Below are 18,541 nucleotides of genomic sequence, written 5' to 3'. Positions count from 1 at the left end.
AAATGTTGAAATGATGAAATTTTGATAGAAAGATTAGTGAGGTGTTGTTATGGGAATTCCAGCAGTGGCCATCGTTGGCCGCCCGAATATCGGGAAATCCACAATTTTTAACCGCATCATCGGAGATCGTGTCTCAATCGTCGATGATAAACCAGGTGTCACACGTGACCGTATTTATGGTACAGGAGAGTGGCTCAACCGTAAGTTCCATTTGATTGATACAGGTGGGATCGAAGTAGGAGACGAGCCGTTGCTCGTCCAAATGCGTCATCAGGCTGAACTTGCCATCGATGAGGCGGATGTCATTATCTTCATGGTGAACGGTCGCGAAGGCATCACAGCAGCCGATGAAGAAGTAGCGAACTTGTTGTTCCGTTCGAACAAACCGATTGTCCTTGCCGTCAACAAAGTGGATAACTTTGAAATGAGAGATCTCATGTATGAGTTCTACTCACTTGGATTCGGCGATCCGTTCCCAATTTCGGGTACACATGGGTTAGGACTTGGTGACTTGTTAGACCAAGTGTTCGAACTTGCTCCTGAAAAGGATGAATTTGAATATAACGAAGACGTCATTCAGTTCTCGTTGATTGGTCGTCCAAACGTCGGGAAGTCTAGTTTGACGAACTCGATCCTTGGCGAAGATCGTGTCATCGTGTCAAACATCGCTGGAACGACTCGCGATGCGATCGATACACCGTTCACACGTGACGGACAAGAGTACGTCATCATCGATACGGCTGGTATGCGCAAACGCGGCAAAGTATACGAATCGACAGAACGTTACAGCGTCATGCGCGCGCAAAAAGCGATTGAACGCTCAAACGTCGTCCTCGTCGTCCTCGATGGTGAAGAAGGAATCATCGAACAAGACAAACGTGTTGCCGGTCTCGCCCATGAAGCCGGGAAGGCGATTGTCATCGTCGTCAACAAGTGGGATGCAGTCGAAAAAGATGATAAGACGATGAAGAAGATGGAAGAGGAAATTCGCAAAGAATTCTTGTTCCTTGATTATGCACCGATTGTCTTCTTGTCGGCACTTACGTCGAAACGGTTGCAAACATTGTTGCCTGTCATCAAGCAAGTGGCAGAAACACATCGTCGTCGGATCTCGACGAGCGTATTGAACGATGTCATCGTCGATGCGGTCGCGATGAACCCGACACCGACAGATAAAGGACAACGTTTGAAAATCAACTACGCGACTCAAGTTGCCATCGAGCCGCCAACGTTCGTCTTGTTCGTCAACGATCCTGAATTGTTGCATTTCTCGTATAAACGTTATTTAGATAATCAAATCCGTAAAGCATTTGACTTCACCGGGACGCCGATTCATATCGTGGCTCGTCAGAAAAACTAATAACGGGGGTGCCACTTATGGCAAATGTAGCTGTCATTGGAGCGGGAAGTTGGGGAACGGCCATCTCGCTCGTATTAGCGGATAATGGTCATGACGTCCTGCTCTACGGACGTGAACAAGAGCATGTGGACGAGATCAATTCGTCTCATACAAACTCGTTTTATTTGAAAGACGCACCGTTACCGGAATCGATTCGGGCCACGACAGATTTGAAGGAAGCGCTCGACGGACGCAACATTGTCTTCCTTGTCGTCCCGAGCTCGGCGATTCGTCCTGTCTCGAAACAGTTGAACACCATGTTGAAGGAACCGGTCACCATCGTTCATGCCGCAAAAGGGATTGAACCGAAAACGCACAAACGTCTCTCGGAAATCATTGCGGAAGAAATCGACCCGTCGAAACGTCGGGCCATTGGTGTCTTGACCGGACCGACTCACGCTGAAGAAGTCGCAGTACGGAAACCGACGACAATCACGATTGCTTGTGAGGACCTCGATGTCGCTGACGAAGTGCAGGAGCTGCTCACAAACGATCAATTCCGCGTTTACTTGAACTCGGATGTCGTCGGTGCCGAGTATGGCGGGGCGCTCAAAAATATTATCGCCCTTGCTGCAGGTATGACCGACGGACTTGGTTATGGGGACAATGCAAAAGCTGCCCTCATGACACGTGGGATTGTGGAAATTGCCCGACTTGGAGTGAAGCTCGGAGCCAATCCGGCCTCTTTCTCTGGATTGACAGGAATCGGGGATTTGATTGTGACGGCGACGTCGCAACATAGCCGGAACTGGCGGGCCGGCAATGCGATCGGACGCGGTGAAAAACTCGAAGACGTACTTGGAAACATGGGAATGGTCGTCGAAGGTGTTCGTGCCTGTGAAGCAGCACATTCGCTCGCGAAAGAGGCGGGTGTCGAGATGCCAATCACGGAAGCACTCTATAACGTGCTATTTGAAGGAAAGAGTCCTCATGATGAAGTGAAAAAACTCATGAGACGTCCACAAAAGCACGAGATGGAACAAGTGTTTCATTTTGAAGAATAATACTTTTGTGAGGAACTGACGTTTTCGTTCAGTTCCTCGCTTTTTTTTGCTACACTTGAAGTCTGGAGAACATAGAGAAAGTAGGGGGTAGACGTGACACCGTCACTCATCAAAATGTGGATTTCATTTGCGGGGATTGGTGCTTTTGCCATCGCTGCACTGATGGTCGCCATCAGTCACACGAAACTGACCGGATGGTTCGCGACGCTTGTGCGCCTGATTGCGTTCATCATTTTCTTATTTGGGACAGTAATTATGATTTTTGTCGTCGTCTCAGGACCGACGGGAGGATAGGCCATGAAAAAGAGCATAATCGCTGCTAGCTTACTGTTAACGACTTTGTTGGCAGGATGTATGTTCCCGGAGTCGGAACGTGCTAACAATATTCCGTATGAAGACCAATTGAATACCGTGCAAAGTGCGGTCGATGCATATCGTGAACAATCTGGCGTCTTGCCCATTAAAACAAAACCAGCGGAAACGCCGCTCATGGAGCGTTATCCAATCGAGTTTGCCCGGCTCGTGCCAGGGTATTTAGCGGATCCTCCAGGGAATAGTTTTGAGGGCGGTGGGTTGTTCCAATATATTCTCGTTGATGTCGAAACGGAACCGACCGTCAAATTGATCGACTTGCGTGTGTCGGAACGTTTGCAACAGCTTCAGACAAACATTAATGCGTTTCGGGCGAAAGAAGGGAAGTTTCCGTTCGATGGATCGATTGGGAAAAATCAGTTCACGCTCGATTACGACAAGATTTTTGTCACAGAGGAGCCGGTCATCCCGAGCCCGTATTCGGATCGCGAACTCCCGATCTACGTGGACGGTACCGGACAACTATTTGTAGACTATCGAGAAGATGTGAAGGAAGCGCTTCAAAATACGGATGAGTCGCCAGAAATCGGTGAAGACATTCGTTATTTGCTATATGAAGACGCTCCATTCGCCCCTGCTTATTCACAAGGCTATACAATAGATGAACAAGGAGAAGTTGTTTTTTTAAACAACTGAGCTTGTTTTGATGGCGAATGTCGTGAATTCACGCAAAAAATGTTGTCATATCAACGTTTGTACGATATGATTAATCCCGTAAACTCCTAGTGAGAGGAGGTGAATCGTGATGAACAAAACTGAATTGATCCAAGCAGTAGCGGAGAAAGCAAATGTTTCGAAAAAAGAAGCTACAGTAGTTGTAGAAGCTACTTTCGAATCTATCACTGAAGCACTCCAAAACGGTGAAAAAATTCAATTGATCGGTTTTGGTACTTTTGAAGTTCGTGAACGTGCTGCCCGTAAAGGCCGTAACCCACGTACAAAAGAAGATATCGAAATCCCAGCGAGCAAAGTCCCTGCATTTAAAGCAGGTAAAGCGCTCAAAGATGCGGTCAAGTAATCAGCAATACATAAGTCGCCGAAAGGCGGCTTTTTTGTTTCGTTTGCGAGTTCGAATGACGTGAATGTGACAAAAATGTGCTATACTATGTCAGAATGACAATGAAGTGGACGAGGGGGGATAGCATGGAACAGTTGACAAATGAATTCGTTGTCACAGACCTTGCTCGTCAAATCCAACAACGTATGAATCATCCCTATTTGACGAAACACGAGGTTGTACCAGCGGTCGACATGCTGTTGCTTCGTTGGATGGTCGAGATGATTGATTTGGAATCGATTGAGCATCAACAACTCGTGATGGCAACTTATTTCGCTCATCAGGCGCTCGAATTACATGATCAAGTGAACAGTAGTCCGAAAGGGTCGCTAGAGCGCCAATTAAAAGTGCTCGCGGGCGATTTTGCCTCGGCTCAGTTCTATAAAATCTTGACGGCTTTCCCAGCGTCGTATAGCGATCGATTCGGACAGTCTGTACAACGTGTCAATGCTGCAAAGTGTACACTACTGCTCGATAAAAACGTCTCGATGAACATTTGGATCGAAGCAAACGTCGGATTGATTCAAACACTTTCCGAGCTGATTGAACAACCTTATTTGACAACAAGTGGGAAACGAATGATTGATAAGAAAGCGACAGCGCTCAGACAAGACCAAAAGGAGCAACTCAACACGTTGCTCGCGCACGCGGTCGCTTAGAACGGAAAGGATGTTACGCGTTGCAACCGATAGAAAAAGAGCAAAAAGTATACGAAGTATTCCAGTCCATTTCTCCGAGCTACGATACGATGAACTCAATTATCAGCTTCCGACTTCACAAATGGTGGCGTCGGACAACGATGAAGAAAATGAACGTCTTTCCGGGGGCTAAATGTCTAGACGTTTGTTGTGGCACAGCTGACTGGACGATTCAATTGGCTGAAGCTGCAGGGAATACGGGGGTCGTCAAAGGCCTCGACTTTTCAGAGAATATGCTGAAAGTGGGAGAAGAAAAAGTAAAATCAATGCCGACGATTGAACTACTACACGGAAATGCGATGGCGCTACCGTTTGGAGATCATTCATTCGATTACGTCACAATCGGATTTGGACTTCGGAACGTTCCGGATTATATGACGGTGTTGCGTGAAATGCATCGCGTCTTAAAACCGGGCGGAACGGTCGTCTGTCTTGAAACGAGTCAACCGACGGCACCCGTCTTTAAAGAATTGTATCGATTTTACTTTGGAACCGTCATGCCTTTGTTCGGCAAAGTGTTTGCCGGGTCATACGACCAATACAAATGGTTACAAGAATCGACCGATCAGTTTCCTGACCGTCTGACGCTCAAACGCATGTTTGAAGATGCCGGGTTCGAACAAGTCGAAGTGAAGACATTCTCCGGAGGTGCATGTGCCATGCATCTAGGAAAGAAGTGGTGAAACATGTCTTTGAAGCGACTTTACCGTCACATGAACCGAGAGATTGATCAAATCGATCAATTTTTATCAACTCGAGTCAGGACGGACCACCCTGTGATTGAATCGGCATCTCGCCAACTACTCGATGCTGGTGGTAAACGCATCCGACCAGCTTTCGTTTTATTGAGCGCGGGATTCGGTGAGACGAAAGATATCCGTTTGACGAAAGTTGCCTCAAGTCTTGAGTTGATTCATATGGCATCGCTCGTTCATGACGATGTCATCGATGATGCGATGCTGCGTCGGGGGAAACCGACCGTCATGGAGCGTTATGATGAGACCGTTGCGATGTATACCGGAAATACGCTATTCGGAGAGGCGATTCGTCTCGTATCCGAAATCGATTCTCCGGAAGTGATGCGAATCATGGCGGACACGATGGAACGGATTTGTGTCGGCGAAATCAATCAAATCCAAGATCAATATGACTGGGGTCAATCACCTAAACGATACTTAGATCGGATTGCACGAAAGACAGCCCTATTGATTGAAACGAGTTGTGCGGCAGGCGCTGTTATTTCAGGAGCGTCACCTCAAGTCGTCAAACAACTAAGCTTATTCGGTTATGACATCGGGATGGCATTCCAAATGACCGATGATTTGCTCGATTTCACGGCAAAGAGTTTCCAACTCGGGAAACCCGTTGGAGAAGATTTGAAGCATGGTCATAAGACGTTGCCGTTGCTCTATTCATCAGAAGACCCGATTTTTTATGAGCGTCTCCGCCAGGTGAATGCATCGACAGACATGGAGATGACGAAATCACTCGTTCGTGAAGTGCAACGAAATGGGACATTAGAACGAAGCCAGCGCACGATTGACCGATACGTTGAACGCGCCATTCGAAGACTCGACGGGTTGCCGGATGTGCCTGACAAGCGATCTTTGATTGAAATCGCTCAATATATCGGGAAACGTAAATGGTAAATGCCCATGTAACCCCTTTCAAAAATGTTCAGGAGCGTGTACACTAAATACGTACAACGTACACATTTATTGACTTAGGGGGATTTGGGGAATGGAAAAGACATTTTTAATGGTTAAACCGGATGGGGTAAAACGTGGATTGATTGGGGAAATCATCTCACGTTTTGAAAACAAAGGATATACATTGAACCGTCTCGAAATGGTGACACCGTCAGTTGAGGTCGCAGAGGCACACTACGCAGAGCATAAGGAAAAGCCGTTCTTTGGTGAATTGGTAGAGTTTTTGACTTCTGGTCCGGTCGTCGCGATGGAATGGGAAGGGGAAGACATCGTAGCCGTCTCTCGTCTCATGATCGGGAAGACAAAGCCGCTCGATGCACAACCTGGAACGATTCGTGGTGATTTTGCATCGACGATGTCACAAAACGTAATTCATGGTTCTGATAGTGTGGACAGCGCGGAACGCGAATTGGCAATTTGGTTCGCAGGAGTTGCCTCACACGTTTCATGACTTTTCGAAGGGACGGGGAAACCTGTCCTTTTTTTTGATTCCCTTCTAAAAGCCTGTGGTCAGAAGAAAGAGGAAATGAGAAAGAATTGAGGTTGAAATTGGTGATGAATGATTATGCCATCTTCGTAAAAAAGTTTTATAACAAGTCCGGAATTGACTTGAATTTATATAAAGAGGCGCAAATGAAGCGCCGGATGGTCGCCTTACGCGAAAAGAAGGGATATGCGTCGTTCATTGAGTATTTAAAGGCGATGGAGACGGATCGTCAGCTCTATGAGGAATTCCTTGACCGAATGACGATTAACGTGAGTGAATTTTATCGCAATCCGATCCGTTGGCAGCAGCTTGAAGAGGATATCCTGCCTCACTTGATCCGTTCGAGTCAAGGGAAGCTCCGCGTGTGGAGCGCAGCGTGCTCGACAGGAGAAGAACCTTACTCGCTCGCCATGCTATTGTCTAAACATCTGGCACCTTCTCAATTTTCCATTATGGCCACTGATTTAGATGATATTGTCATCGAAAAGGCGAAACAAGGGAAGTATCACGAGCGGGCACTCATTGATTTGCCAGATGAGTTTAAAAATCGATACTTCACACGTCGTGGAGACGACTATTTCATTTCGGATGAAATCAAACAACTTGTGACGTTTAAAAAACACAATTTACTAGCAGACGTGTATGAACGGAACTTTGATTTGATTGTCTGTCGAAACGTTTTGATTTACTTTACGGAAGAAGCGAAAGAAAAAGTATATACGTCATTTCAACGTGCCCTTCGACCAGGAGGAATCTTGTTTGTCGGAGGAACCGAACAAATCTTCCAGCCGAAGCGTTATGGATATGCGATGAAACAAAGCTTCTTTTACGAAAAAATAGATGGATGAGGTGAACAGATGCGCTATTTGACAGCTGGTGAATCACACGGTCCGGGCCTGACGGTCATCATTGAAGGTGCCCCTGCCGGTCTCGCTATAGATTTAAATCAAATTAACCTAGAGTTGAAAAAACGTCAGTCGGGATATGGACGAGGGCGTCGCATGCAAATCGAGTCAGATCAAGTAGATGTTCGTTCTGGTATACGTCACGGTAAAACGACAGGCGCACCAATCACATTCTGGATTGAGAATAAAGACCATACCCATTGGAAACACGTCATGCAAGCCGAGCCAATCGAAGATGATGTCGAAATCAAGCGCCGAGTCTCGCGACCGAGACCAGGGCATGCCGACTTGGTCGGTGGGATGAAGTATGACCATCGCGATTTACGTGACGTTTTGGAACGTTCGAGCGCAAGGGAGACGGCGGCACGCGTCGCGGTCGGTGCCTTTTGTAAACAATTGCTTCAACAAGTTGGGGTGTCGCTCTTTAGTTACGTCAAAGTGATTGGTGGAGAACGGGCAGAGATACGTACATTTGAATCGCTCCAAGAAGCAAAAGAAGTGATTGACGCCTCACCCGTTCGGACGCTTGACGAAGAAGCGGCTGAGCGGATGATGCGTCGCATCGATGAAGCTAAGGCAAATGGAGACTCGATTGGCGGCATCGTCTGTACGGAAGTGCACGGTGTCGTACCAGGTCTAGGTTCATATGTGCAGTATGACCGAAAATTGGATGCGAAAATTGCGCAGGCGGTGTTGAGTGTCAACGCATTTAAAGGCGTGGAGTTTGGAGATGGTTTTGAAATGGCATACCGTCCCGGTTCTGAAGTGATGGACCCGATTGCATACGGAGACGAAGGATATACCCGACTCAGTAATCATCTCGGTGGTTTTGAGGGCGGGATGACAACGGGCATGCCGATTATCTGTTCAGCCGTCATGAAACCAATCCCGACACTTTATAAGCCTCTTCAATCAGTCGATATTGATACGAAAGAGGCATTCCTCGCTCAAATCGAACGGAGCGATTCGTGTGCTGTCCCTGCAGCATCACTCGTCGTCGAGGCGGTCATTGCGTTTGAAATGGCGAAGGAAGTATGTGAGACGTTCGGTCATGATACGATGGACCGAATAAAACACCGAATCGATGAGTATCGAGAGGAGTTACGAGTATGGTGACCATTCCAATCGCGGCATCGACCCCGTATCAGGTTGTCGTCGACAATCAAGACCGCTGGATGGAAACAAATGATTGGTCACGTTACCCGATGCTCTGGGTCGTCACGGATGAACGGGTCGACGCGCTTTACGGGGAATCGTTCCTTGCAAAGTTGGAGCAAGTTCACCCATGCGTCGTCTCATCTGTCGTCAAGGCGGGTGATGCGTCGAAGTCGTTATCGCAACTCGAACAGCTCGTGACAGAAGGATTGAGACACGGATGCGACCGTCACACTCTGATTGTCGCTTTCGGTGGCGGGATGATCGGTGATTTGGCTGGGTTTTTAGCGAGTGTCTACATGCGTGGTGTTCCTTACATACAAGTCCCGACAACGATTTTGGCACATGATTCGGCTGTCGGTGGTAAAGTGGCCGTCAATCATCCACTTGCGAAAAATGCGATCGGTTCATTCTATCAACCAATCGGTGTCTATTATAATGTTTCGCGGCTTCGTACCTTGCCGACCGAGGAAGTGCGAAGCGGTCTCGGTGAACTGTTGAAACATGCGTATTTATCTCGTTACGTCCTCGAATCCTCTTTCGAGGACGACTTGTTTTCCGCTCTTTCTGAACATGAGGAATTGAATTGGATCACATGGCTCGCCCGTGGCATTGAAGTCAAACGAGCAGTTGTCGAGAAAGATGAGCAAGAGCAAGACATTCGCGCTTGGCTCAACTTCGGGCATACGTTCGGTCATGCGCTTGAGTCCGTCGAGGCGTACCGTATCCCTCATGGAGAAGCGGTGTTACATGGGATGGTGTTTGCCTTTTTGTTATCGGGTGACGAGACACGGGCGAAACGGTTGTTTGAATGGATTCGTCTGAACGATGTCACACCGATTGACTGGAAACCGTTCGAGCAATATGTCGAAAAAATGATTCGGGATAAAAAGAATCGTCACGGCGAAATTCGGTTCGTCTTGCTCCGTGACACGATTGTCGTTGAATCTATGCCGCTCGAGCACCTTGAAGATACATTTGAACAGATGAAAGGATGGTGGGAATGATGAGTTTAAACGGTTCGATCCGTGTGCCAAGTGATAAGTCAATCACTCATCGTGCGCTTTTATTCGGCATGATGGCGACTGGGACGACGCGCGTCGTGCATCCACTTCTCGGTGCCGATTGTCGCTCGACACTCGAAATCATTCGTTCACTCGGAGCAGAAGTGATCGAAAAAGAAGACGAACTCCTCATCACGGGGGTCGAGTCACCACGTTCGGCACGATTAGACTGCGGGAACTCAGGGACGACGATGCGCTTGTTGATTGGAATCTTATCGGGGTATGATGGGTCATTTGAACTCGTGGGAGATGAGTCGTTGTCAAAACGTCCGATGCGACGTGTCAACGCACCACTCCGTGAAATGGGAGCGGACGTGAAAGGTGATTTGGCGCCGATCGTGATTGAAGGGAAAACGCTACAATCCATCGACTATACGTTACCGGTAGCGAGCGCCCAAGTGAAATCGGCTGTCCTCCTTGCCGGGTTACGTGCGGAAGGGACGACGATTGTTCGTGAGCCGATATTGTCTAGAGACCATACCGAGCGAATGTTGCCACTCTTTGGGGCTCGTCTCTCTGTGGATGAGGAAAAAGGAGAGCGCATGATTCGTGTCGAACCTTCTCGACTAAGCGGCGCGACGGTCGATGTGCCGGCAGACCCCTCGTCGGCCGCCTTCTTCTGGGCAGGGGCAGCCATCGTACCGAATAGCTCTGTCACGACGACAGACGTCTGTTTGAATGAGACTCGAATCGGATTTTTGCGAACGCTCGAACGGATGGGAGCAAACGTCATCATCTCCAATGAACGAGCCGTCGGGGAGGAATTGATCGGGGACGTCACGGTGACGACAAGTGAACTGTTTGGCACGATCGTAGAAAGGGATATGATTCCGTCACAAATCGATGAGTTGCCGTTATTCGCACTCGTCGCTTCACAGGCGAATTCTCCGTCAATCGTGAACGATGCAGCGGAACTGAGAGTGAAGGAGACGGACCGGATCGACGTGGTCGTCTCGGAGTTGCGGAAATTAGGGGTGGACATCGTCGGAAAAGAGGATGGGTTTATCGTAAAACCGAGTCGTCTTCATGGCGGACACGTCTCGGCTCATGGTGACCATCGTCTGTCGATGATGTTACAAGTCGCTACACTCGTCACGGATGAAACCATCCAAATTGAAGGCATTGATGCGTCCGATGTCAGCTATCCCGGCTTCCGTCAAGATTTACAACAGATTCAACGTGAGATAGAATAACGACAAAGCGAAAGCCAGGAGGACGAAACATGCTAGATGAAGCAGCATTAACACATATTATCGAGATGCTTGAATCAGGAGAGACTGAACATGCTCTTGCGCATATAGAAGAACTTGAAAAAGACGGATCGGATGATGATCGCTTAGCGATTGCTGATTTGTATTTAGAGCTTGGTCTTGCCGACCGAGCGACAGAAGTACTTTCAAAATTGTACGTGGATTACGAAGGTGACCCAAACGTCGCTCTGTCACTCGCGGAAGCATATTTAGACAGTGACCGTGAAGAAGAGGCAATTGCTGTATTAGAGAAGGTCAAGTCAGATGACGCGGAGACGCAAGTGAGAAGTCTCGTCTTATTAGCTGATTTGTATCAATCTCAAGGGCTCGACGAGGTAGCTGTGAAAAAATTGATGGAAGCCCTTGAAAAGAATCCGGATGAGCCGTTACTCATTTACGGGTTGGCGGAATTGTACGCTTCGACCGGATCGTTCGAGCAAGCCATCCCGCTTTATGCACGATTACCTAAAATGAATTTGCCGTCCGAGATCGATTACCAAGCTGACTATGCGGAAGCACTCACAATGGTTGGGTCGTTCGAAGAAGCGCTCGATGAGTATGAAAAAGCAACACATCGCAATTTAAATACCGTCTTCGGACATGCGATGACAGCGCATCGAATCGGTCGAGAGGAAGTTGCCATCAAGCAGTTTAAAGAGCTTCAGGCGATGGACCCGGACTTTACCTCGCTCTATCTTCCTTACACCGAAGCACTGGACGCGAATGGTCAGACGGAAGAAGCGCTTCAAATCGTCGATCAAGGAATCACGCGCGACGACTATAATGACGAACTTCGTCACGTGAAAGCAAAATTGCTCCTCAAGCTCGGTAATCGCGATGGCGCCGTTAAAGAGCTTCGAGAAGCACTCGTCTTGAATCCGGAATCGCTACAAGCGACAGAATTAATCTTATCGATTTTATTCGAAGCAGGAGAAATCGATGACGTGCTCGAAACAATAGATGCACTCGAAGATCATACGACGTCCCCGCTCATGACTTGGTACAAGGCGAAGGCGAAATATGAGCTCGAGGAATATGACGAAGCTGTCAGTTTGTATGCCTCGATTGAGCCGATGATGAAAGAGGACGTGTCATTTGTGACAGAATGGGCTACACTGTTGATAGAGGAAGGTCGTAGACAAGACGCGCGACGTGTGGTCGAGCAATCGCTTGCACTAGTGGTCGATCTTGAAGATCGCCAAGTGCTCGAAGACCAGCTCGAACAATTGTCTGATGACGTAGAATGATAAAGGGAAGGGAATGAGGTCAGATGGTCGAGCGGAAACGGAATTTTTTGAAGCGATTTGTCGCTCATCATACACTTCGGAAACGTGAAGCGAAATGGATTCTTGACTACTGGTTGAGACATCCGGATAAGCTTGGCAACGTTCATTTCGTAACAAACGCCTCGGTCTCGCCACGAAGTCTTGTGATGACGGCGTATGGATTTGACGGTGAACCGTTTCGATATCGACGGGGAGACCTTGTGACCATGAATCCTGAAAAGGCTTATCATGACATCCGTCTGCACGATGGGCCGATTTATGTAGAATTGAATTTTCAAGGCATGATGATTGATGAGAATTGGATTGACATCGTGGAGCAAAATCCGTTTGAACCGGTGGCGGAAGTGAAAGATGAAGTATCTTCTTCTGCTCAGACGGTCATCCAAGCTTCCGTTGCTCAATTCGAAGAAGAGCGTTTATTGATTGAAATCGATAAAGCACTCGACCGTCGGGACGAGAACTTATTCCGCAATTTGACGAGTCAACTCCACCAAGTACGTGAATCTAAATTATTTTGAAAAAAACAAGCGCTTCCGTTCCGGTTGGCGCTTGTTTTTTGGTATATTAATAACGTAGGAATACACAATTATTTCACAGTTCGTTCATAAGTTTGAAACGTGAACGAAGTCATGTACGATACAATAGACATGATGAGATAAGTTGGAGAGGAGGGAAAAGATGAGGTTCGATAGTCAAGGGGCATTGCGCTCGATTGCCGAACGACAATACGTCGATACGCTCATCGTTCCGCTCGCAGAATTGGCGTTTGGTGAGGATATGGTTCGTAAAGCCGAAAGCTATGAAGTCATTCATGCCGTCACGGTTGAGACAGAACGTCAATTATCTGGTCGGACGATGCTCAGCCCAACAATCAGTTACACCGATGTGGAAGCTGGTGTGGAACTAGCGATAGATGTGGTGGCAAAAGCGGAATCATCCGGTTTTTCTCACGTTTTGTTTATTGCGTCAGACGTCCGTTTCAAGCCATATGATTTGCCGATTTTGTTCGTACCACCGCTCGCGCTAGGAGCGATGTCGAGCGATCAGGCGCACACGATGGTTCAAAATTTTGCGACACAAGTTATCACAGAACTTTCGAGCCGTTGGATGGCGACATGAAGCGGTTGACGTAGAGGTTTTATTGATATACTATTTTGTTGAGTGAGAAATTTTTGTGAAGAATGCATAAAGAATTATGGGGTTATGCACACGAATGAGGGGGGAACGAAATGGCTCAAAATGGGTCAAAAGTCACGCGCCGTCAGTTCTTAACGTACACACTGACTGGAGTAGGTGGCTTTATGGCGGCAACATTGATCAGTCCGATGGTCAACTTTGCGATTGATCCGGTTTTGAAAAAATCTGGAGCAGGCGACAAAGTAAAAGTAATGAGTCTTGATGACATCACGACTGAGCCGCAACGTGTCGACTTTAAGAAACAAACACAAGATGCTTGGTACGAATTTGAAGAAACACTCTCAGCATGGGTATACAAAACAGAAAGTGGCGAAATCATCGCACTCTCTCCGATTTGTACACACCTCGGCTGTCAGGTAGCTTTTGCGGGTGATCCGACTCGTCCACAAGAATTTTTCTGTCCGTGTCACTTAGGACGTTACGAAAAAGATGGAACGAACATCCCGGGTACACCACCAACAGCACCACTTGCACGTTATGAAAAAGAAGAAAAAGATGGCTTCCTATACCTAGGTAGCCCAATTTCACAGAAGTGAGAGGGGGACTAGTCGATGTTACAAAAAATTTATGATTGGGTCGATGAGCGCGTAGACATCACACCACTTTGGCGCGATATCGCAGACCACGAAGTACCAGAACACGTCAACCCTGCCCATCACTTCTCTGCATTTGTCTATTGTTTTGGTGGTTTGACGTTCTTTACAATTGTCATCCAAATCCTTTCAGGGATGTTCTTGACGATGTACTATGTACCAGATATCATCAACGCGCACGCGTCAGTATACTATTTGCAAAATGAAATCGCACACGGACAAATCGTTCGTGGGATGCACCACTGGGGCGCATCCGTTGCCATCGTCATGTTATTCTTACATACGCTCCGCGTGTTCTTCACGGGATCGTATAAGAAGCCACGTGAGCTTAACTGGGTCGTCGGTGTTCTCTTGTTCTTCGTCGTCTTGGCGCTTGGACTCACAGGATACTTGCTTCCATGGGACATGAAAGCATTGTTCGCAACGAAAGTTACGCTTCAAATCGCTGAAAGTGTACCGGTCATCGGTGGTATTGCGAAGACACTTCTCGCCGGTGGTGAGATTGTCGGGGCGAGCACGCTCGCACGATTCTTCGCCATCCACGTCTTCTTCTTACCGGCGGCATTGTTCGGACTATTGGGAGCCCACTTCTTGATGATTCGTAAACAAGGGGTTTCTGGACCGCTATAAGCCGATTCGAGGAGAAAAAGGAGGAGAAACGATATGCATCGCGGTAAAGGGATGAAATTTGTAACCGACTCTCGAGTAGGAATCTCGAATCGGAAACAGAACATTGCAAAAGACTATTCAGAATACCCAGGACGCACAGAGGCGTTTTGGCCGAACTTCTTGCTTAAAGAGTGGATGGTAGGGTCGGTCTTCTTGATCGGCTTCATCGCTTTGACAATCGTCGAAGCACCACCGCTTCAAAATATCGCCGATCCAACGAACACGTCATACATTCCATTACCGGACTGGTATTTCTTGTTCTTGTATCAATTACTCAAATATCAATTCGCTGCAGGAGACTGGATCTTGCTTGGTACGGTCATCATTCCAGGTTTGGCGTTCACGGCACTTCTCATCGCGCCTTGGCTTGACCAAGGTCTCGAGCGTCGTCCGGCGAAACGTCCAGTCGCCATCAGTTTCATGTTGCTCGGTATTCTCTCGGTCTTCTACTTGACTTGGGAATCTGTTCAAACGACACACTGGGATCAAGTCCACGCTCAAGGCGAACTTCAAATTCCAGGTGAAGGTCCTGAAATTGATACAGCTGCACCAGGATATGAGATTTATTCAGCTCAATCTTGTGTGAACTGTCACGGTCAAAACCTAGAAGGTGGAGCAGCAGCTCCAGCACTCGTCGGAACACAGTACACAGCTGAAGAGATTGCGGATATCGCTGTAAACGGGATTGGGACGATGCCTGCTGGTCAGTGGGACGGCTCACCTGAAGATTTACAAGTACTATCTGAATTCATCGCTTCATATGGTGAAGGCGGCGAAAATAACGAGTAAGCCATAAAGTGTAGCCTGAGAAACCAGGCTACACTTTTTTACTTATGTATTCGTATTGCGATAAACTGAAGAAAAAAGGATTGAGAACATGAACCCGACGTTTTTAAACACTTTCTTAATGAATCGAATCGTACTGACGCTATTATTTGTCATCAACTTAGGCGGTACGATTTACGGTTATATTTGGTATGAGCCTCAACTTCGTGACACCCCATACGTGTATTGGCCGTTTGTCCCGGACAGCCCGACAGCATCGCTCTTCTTTACAATCGTCCTCGGATTATGGATTGTGAATAAGCGTTCCCCATTATTCGAGACGCTTGCATTCATTACCTTAATCAAATACGGGGTCTGGGCCGTCATCATGAATTTCATGTTTTTAGGGACGTTACCCGTGGATGCACCGACCATCACCATCTTAATGGCGGTCATGTTGATGGTTTCTCATGGAGCGATGGCGCTTCAAGCACTCATTTACGCACCTTTTATGAAATGGACGATTACATCGTTTGTCTGTACATTGATTTGGGTAATTCATAATGACGTAGTTGATTATGTGCTTGGTCAATGGCCGCGCTATCCGTCACTCGCGGAACATATCATGTGGATCGGTTACGGCTCGTTTTGGTTAACGGGATTATGTTTTTTTATGGGATATGCGTTCGTCCTGCGCCCTTCGCTTGAAAATAAGTTCATAAGAATGTAAAATCAAATTATCAAATACACGCAGAGGTGAAATAGAAAATGTCATTAGGTGGCTATATTTTCTATCTTGCACTGATTATGCTCATCCCCTTATGGGCCCAGATGCGAGTGAAAAGCACGTACAAACAGTTTTTAAAACAACCGCTTCAAAGCGGTGTCACAGGCGCACAAGTCGCTGATTTCATCATGAAACAAAACGGTGTTCACAACGTACGAATCGAGATGGTCGATGGACTCATGAGCGACCACTATGACCCGGTCAATAAAGTCGTCCGTCTCTCTCGTGAAGTGTATCAAGGGTCGACGATTTCGTCGGCAGCCATCGCGGCCCACGAGGTCGGTCACGTCATTCAAGATGCGACCGACTACAAGATGATGCGCGTTCGACATAGTCTCGTTCCAGTCGTCAATATTACGTCGAACTTGTCATTTCCATTATTAATCGGTGGTTTCTTGTTCGGTGCACTCGGATTGGCACAACTCGGTGTCATCATGATGCTCGGTGCGGTTGTGTTCCAATTGATCACGCTCCCAGTCGAGTTCGATGCTTCGAAACGGGCGATGGCTCAGTTGACGTCACACGGAATTGTGACGGCGACAGAAGAGTCTGGCGCACGGAAAGTATTGAATGCTGCAGCATGGACGTATGTGGCTGCAACGCTCGTTGCGGTTGCCGAACTTATCCGTTTGGCACTCATCGTGTTTATGCCACGTGAGGAGTAGAACGAAATCCCGTCATAATCGGCGGGATTTTTTTATTTTGTGGTGAAAGGAAATGTTGTTGATGAAACTGCAACTGACAGAGAACGGTCATGAGCAATTGAAAAATAAACTAGCCATGTTAAAGCAAGACAGGACGGATGCTCGTGAACGTATACGTACGGCGCGGAAATTTTGTGATTTTCGAGAAGATGTCACCTACACTGAGGCGGTTCGTGATGTTGAGCGAATTGAAGCAGATATATTAGAGCTTGAACATTTCCTTGACGACGCAACGATCGTCGAATCCGAACAGTCAGAAGTCGTGACGTTCGGGAATCGGGTCGTGATTCGTGAAGGCGACGAGGAGACCGAGAGCTATCGAATCGTGAGTGAGGCAGAAGCGAATCTAGAACGAGGAAGCATTTCGATGACATCGCCACTCGGTCGGTGTTTGATGGGGGCGAGTGTTGGCCAAACGATTCAAGTCGAAACGCCCGGAGGTACGATTCAAGTCGAGGTGCTCAGCATCGAGCCATAAAAAATCGCCCGTTCATTCCTGTGAACGAGGCGACTTTTTGCTTATTTTAGCGGCATTCGATTCTCATCGAACGTAAAGCCCTCTCCGCCCACTTCATAGACGTGATGGAATGTGACGAACGCATGAGGATCGATCTGTTTGACGATCGTTTTCAAGCGATTCACTTCATTTCGCCCGACGACGACGTACAACACTTCAAGTTCACGGTTCGAATAGCCACCTTTGGCAAGTAGTCTTGTCGTGCCGCGGTTCATCGTCGCATGAATACCGTCGGCGATAGCAGTCCGATGGTCACTGATGATCATCGCCGCCTTACCGGCATACGTTCCTTCTTGCATCGAGTCGATGACACGTGCCCCGATATAGACAGCGAGAAGCGTATACATCGCCTCGCGGATATCGAGATACGTCAAACTGAGAACGATGACAAAGAAGTCAAAGATGAGGAATGTCTTTCCGATCGACCAGCCGATATAGCGTTGTACGAGTCGCGCGATGATATCGACGCCCCCCGTCGTTCCGCCATTGTTAAAGATGATTCCGAGTCCGACTCCGATAAAGAGACCGGCAAACAAACTTGCGAGCACCATGTCATCCGTCAGGTCGATGACGAGTGTAGAATATTTAGCGATGAGTGCATACCAAAGTGAAAATGAGAACGTCCCGATGAGTGTATAAACGAAAGTCGTTCGCCCTAACAACTTATAACTCATGAAAAAGAGCGGGATGTTTAACGCCAAGTTCGTGATGGAAGGCGAGATATCAAAGAGACCACGTAGAATCAAGGTGATCCCGGTGAATCCACCCTCTGCCAAGTTGTTTTGGACGTTGAAGTGATAAACGCCGAATGCAAAAATAAAAGAACCTATCAAGATGAATATAATATTTCGAACACGAATCGGTAATTGTACCGTCATCAGGTTCACCTCCCCTTAGATAGAGTACTCGAAAAACAGTTCGAT

General features: G+C 47.6%; 23 protein-coding genes. 22 read left to right on the top strand and 1 reads right to left on the bottom strand.

Annotation, left to right across the window (positions count from 1 at the left end; translation table 11 throughout):
* Positions 1–49: 49 nt before the first annotated feature.
* The 22 genes from der (at position 50) to KNO92_RS04945 (ending at position 17,579) form a co-directional block, all read left to right on the top strand.
* The gene (der, locus tag KNO92_RS05050; protein ID WP_214691863.1) at positions 50–1,360 is read left to right on the top strand and encodes a ribosome biogenesis GTPase Der; all 1,311 of its coding nucleotides are present in this window, start codon (positions 50–52) and stop codon (positions 1,358–1,360) included.
* A gap of 17 nt (positions 1,361–1,377) precedes the next feature.
* Positions 1,378–2,403 (top strand): NAD(P)H-dependent glycerol-3-phosphate dehydrogenase, encoded by a 1,026-nt coding sequence (locus KNO92_RS05045; protein ID WP_074034637.1) that lies wholly within the window; start codon positions 1,378–1,380, stop codon positions 2,401–2,403.
* Positions 2,404–2,496: 93 nt separating this feature from the next.
* Complete coding sequence (locus KNO92_RS05040) at positions 2,497–2,697, top strand: DUF2768 family protein (RefSeq protein WP_074034636.1); 201 nt, start codon at positions 2,497–2,499, stop codon at positions 2,695–2,697.
* 3 nt (positions 2,698–2,700) lie between these two features.
* Positions 2,701–3,411: a hypothetical protein gene (locus tag KNO92_RS05035; RefSeq protein WP_214760318.1), complete on the top strand. Its 711-nt coding sequence runs from the start codon at positions 2,701–2,703 to the stop codon at positions 3,409–3,411.
* 109 nt (positions 3,412–3,520) lie between these two features.
* Entirely contained in the window at positions 3,521–3,793 is a 273-nt protein-coding gene (locus KNO92_RS05030) for an HU family DNA-binding protein (protein ID WP_074034634.1), read from the top strand.
* Positions 3,794–3,918: 125 nt separating this feature from the next.
* On the top strand, positions 3,919–4,491 hold the full coding sequence (locus tag KNO92_RS05025; protein WP_214691865.1) for a heptaprenyl diphosphate synthase component 1: 573 nt from the start codon (positions 3,919–3,921) through the stop codon (positions 4,489–4,491).
* Positions 4,492–4,511: 20 nt separating this feature from the next.
* Positions 4,512–5,213 carry a demethylmenaquinone methyltransferase gene (locus KNO92_RS05020; protein ID WP_214691866.1) on the top strand — a complete coding sequence of 234 codons (702 nt, stop codon included), beginning with the start codon at positions 4,512–4,514 and terminating at the stop codon, positions 5,211–5,213.
* 3 nt (positions 5,214–5,216) lie between these two features.
* Complete coding sequence (locus KNO92_RS05015; RefSeq protein ID WP_214691867.1) at positions 5,217–6,179, top strand: polyprenyl synthetase family protein; 963 nt, start codon at positions 5,217–5,219, stop codon at positions 6,177–6,179.
* Between the two features lie 91 nt (positions 6,180–6,270).
* A complete protein-coding gene (ndk, locus tag KNO92_RS05010) occupies positions 6,271–6,690 on the top strand; it encodes a nucleoside-diphosphate kinase (protein WP_214760316.1) in 420 nt (139 codons plus the stop codon).
* Positions 6,691–6,794: 104 nt separating this feature from the next.
* Entirely contained in the window at positions 6,795–7,574 is a 780-nt protein-coding gene (locus KNO92_RS05005) for a CheR family methyltransferase (protein ID WP_214691869.1), read from the top strand.
* 9 nt (positions 7,575–7,583) lie between these two features.
* A complete protein-coding gene (gene aroC, locus KNO92_RS05000) occupies positions 7,584–8,747 on the top strand; it encodes a chorismate synthase (RefSeq protein ID WP_214691870.1) in 1,164 nt (387 codons plus the stop codon).
* On the top strand, positions 8,741–9,793 hold the full coding sequence (locus KNO92_RS04995) for a 3-dehydroquinate synthase (protein WP_214691872.1): 1,053 nt from the start codon (positions 8,741–8,743) through the stop codon (positions 9,791–9,793). The genes aroC and KNO92_RS04995 overlap by 7 nt, the downstream gene beginning before the upstream one ends.
* Entirely contained in the window at positions 9,793–11,043 is a 1,251-nt protein-coding gene (aroA, locus tag KNO92_RS04990; RefSeq protein ID WP_214691874.1) for a 3-phosphoshikimate 1-carboxyvinyltransferase, read from the top strand. The genes KNO92_RS04995 and aroA overlap by 1 nt, the downstream gene beginning before the upstream one ends.
* A 29-nt stretch (positions 11,044–11,072) precedes the next feature.
* Positions 11,073–12,347 (top strand): tetratricopeptide repeat protein, encoded by a 1,275-nt coding sequence (locus KNO92_RS04985; RefSeq protein WP_214691876.1) that lies wholly within the window; start codon positions 11,073–11,075, stop codon positions 12,345–12,347.
* 23 nt (positions 12,348–12,370) lie between these two features.
* The gene (locus KNO92_RS04980) at positions 12,371–12,904 is read left to right on the top strand and encodes a ReoY family proteolytic degradation factor (RefSeq protein WP_214691878.1); all 534 of its coding nucleotides are present in this window, start codon (positions 12,371–12,373) and stop codon (positions 12,902–12,904) included.
* Between the two features lie 160 nt (positions 12,905–13,064).
* On the top strand, positions 13,065–13,505 hold the full coding sequence (locus KNO92_RS04975; protein ID WP_214760314.1) for a DUF2487 family protein: 441 nt from the start codon (positions 13,065–13,067) through the stop codon (positions 13,503–13,505).
* 110 nt (positions 13,506–13,615) lie between these two features.
* Complete coding sequence (locus tag KNO92_RS04970) at positions 13,616–14,119, top strand: QcrA and Rieske domain-containing protein (RefSeq protein WP_214691882.1); 504 nt, start codon at positions 13,616–13,618, stop codon at positions 14,117–14,119.
* Between the two features lie 15 nt (positions 14,120–14,134).
* Positions 14,135–14,806: a menaquinol-cytochrome c reductase cytochrome b subunit gene (gene qcrB / locus KNO92_RS04965; protein ID WP_015881478.1), complete on the top strand. Its 672-nt coding sequence runs from the start codon at positions 14,135–14,137 to the stop codon at positions 14,804–14,806.
* 33 nt (positions 14,807–14,839) lie between these two features.
* Positions 14,840–15,634, top strand: a complete 795-nt coding sequence (locus tag KNO92_RS04960) for a menaquinol-cytochrome c reductase cytochrome b/c subunit (protein WP_074034621.1) — start codon at positions 14,840–14,842, stop codon at positions 15,632–15,634.
* An 88-nt stretch (positions 15,635–15,722) separates the two neighbouring features.
* On the top strand, positions 15,723–16,340 hold the full coding sequence (locus KNO92_RS04955) for a DUF1405 domain-containing protein (RefSeq protein ID WP_214760312.1): 618 nt from the start codon (positions 15,723–15,725) through the stop codon (positions 16,338–16,340).
* A 38-nt stretch (positions 16,341–16,378) separates the two neighbouring features.
* The gene (locus KNO92_RS04950) at positions 16,379–17,062 is read left to right on the top strand and encodes a zinc metallopeptidase (protein WP_214760310.1); all 684 of its coding nucleotides are present in this window, start codon (positions 16,379–16,381) and stop codon (positions 17,060–17,062) included.
* 61 nt (positions 17,063–17,123) lie between these two features.
* On the top strand, positions 17,124–17,579 hold the full coding sequence (locus KNO92_RS04945; protein WP_214691893.1) for a GreA/GreB family elongation factor: 456 nt from the start codon (positions 17,124–17,126) through the stop codon (positions 17,577–17,579).
* A gap of 41 nt (positions 17,580–17,620) precedes the next feature.
* Here KNO92_RS04945 and KNO92_RS04940 read toward each other — a convergent pair whose 3' ends face one another.
* Complete coding sequence (locus KNO92_RS04940) at positions 17,621–18,496, bottom strand: YitT family protein (RefSeq protein ID WP_074034617.1); 876 nt, start codon at positions 18,494–18,496, stop codon at positions 17,621–17,623.
* Positions 18,497–18,541 lie beyond the last annotated feature (45 nt).

It is taken from the genome of Exiguobacterium sp. s129 (genome assembly GCF_018617585.1).
In the GTDB taxonomy this organism is placed as follows: Bacteria; Bacillota; Bacilli; order Exiguobacteriales; family Exiguobacteriaceae; genus Exiguobacterium; species Exiguobacterium aestuarii_A.
This window is presented reverse-complemented; position numbering and strand designations above follow the sequence as displayed.

What these genes read in the sequence shown, in the direction of transcription:
- der (WP_214691863.1), top strand. Translation starts at nt 50, where the DNA reads ATGGGAATTCCAGCAGTGGCCATCGTTGGCCGCCCGAATATCGGGAAA.
- KNO92_RS05045 (WP_074034637.1), top strand. Translation starts at nt 1,378, where the DNA reads ATGGCAAATGTAGCTGTCATTGGAGCGGGAAGTTGGGGAACGGCCATC.
- KNO92_RS05035 (WP_214760318.1), top strand. Translation starts at nt 2,701, where the DNA reads ATGAAAAAGAGCATAATCGCTGCTAGCTTACTGTTAACGACTTTGTTG.
- KNO92_RS05030 (WP_074034634.1), top strand. Translation starts at nt 3,521, where the DNA reads ATGAACAAAACTGAATTGATCCAAGCAGTAGCGGAGAAAGCAAATGTT.
- KNO92_RS05025 (WP_214691865.1), top strand. Translation starts at nt 3,919, where the DNA reads ATGGAACAGTTGACAAATGAATTCGTTGTCACAGACCTTGCTCGTCAA.
- KNO92_RS05015 (WP_214691867.1), top strand. Translation starts at nt 5,217, where the DNA reads ATGTCTTTGAAGCGACTTTACCGTCACATGAACCGAGAGATTGATCAA.
- ndk (WP_214760316.1), top strand. Translation starts at nt 6,271, where the DNA reads ATGGAAAAGACATTTTTAATGGTTAAACCGGATGGGGTAAAACGTGGA.
- KNO92_RS05005 (WP_214691869.1), top strand. Translation starts at nt 6,795, where the DNA reads ATGAATGATTATGCCATCTTCGTAAAAAAGTTTTATAACAAGTCCGGA.
- aroC (WP_214691870.1), top strand. Translation starts at nt 7,584, where the DNA reads ATGCGCTATTTGACAGCTGGTGAATCACACGGTCCGGGCCTGACGGTC.
- KNO92_RS04995 (WP_214691872.1), top strand. Translation starts at nt 8,741, where the DNA reads ATGGTGACCATTCCAATCGCGGCATCGACCCCGTATCAGGTTGTCGTC.
- aroA (WP_214691874.1), top strand. Translation starts at nt 9,793, where the DNA reads ATGAGTTTAAACGGTTCGATCCGTGTGCCAAGTGATAAGTCAATCACT.
- KNO92_RS04985 (WP_214691876.1), top strand. Translation starts at nt 11,073, where the DNA reads ATGCTAGATGAAGCAGCATTAACACATATTATCGAGATGCTTGAATCA.
- KNO92_RS04980 (WP_214691878.1), top strand. Translation starts at nt 12,371, where the DNA reads ATGGTCGAGCGGAAACGGAATTTTTTGAAGCGATTTGTCGCTCATCAT.
- KNO92_RS04975 (WP_214760314.1), top strand. Translation starts at nt 13,065, where the DNA reads ATGAGGTTCGATAGTCAAGGGGCATTGCGCTCGATTGCCGAACGACAA.
- KNO92_RS04970 (WP_214691882.1), top strand. Translation starts at nt 13,616, where the DNA reads ATGGCTCAAAATGGGTCAAAAGTCACGCGCCGTCAGTTCTTAACGTAC.
- qcrB (WP_015881478.1), top strand. Translation starts at nt 14,135, where the DNA reads ATGTTACAAAAAATTTATGATTGGGTCGATGAGCGCGTAGACATCACA.
- KNO92_RS04960 (WP_074034621.1), top strand. Translation starts at nt 14,840, where the DNA reads ATGCATCGCGGTAAAGGGATGAAATTTGTAACCGACTCTCGAGTAGGA.
- KNO92_RS04955 (WP_214760312.1), top strand. Translation starts at nt 15,723, where the DNA reads ATGAACCCGACGTTTTTAAACACTTTCTTAATGAATCGAATCGTACTG.
- KNO92_RS04950 (WP_214760310.1), top strand. Translation starts at nt 16,379, where the DNA reads ATGTCATTAGGTGGCTATATTTTCTATCTTGCACTGATTATGCTCATC.
- KNO92_RS04945 (WP_214691893.1), top strand. Translation starts at nt 17,124, where the DNA reads ATGAAACTGCAACTGACAGAGAACGGTCATGAGCAATTGAAAAATAAA.
- KNO92_RS04940 (WP_074034617.1), bottom strand. Translation starts at nt 18,496, where the DNA reads ATGACGGTACAATTACCGATTCGTGTTCGAAATATTATATTCATCTTG.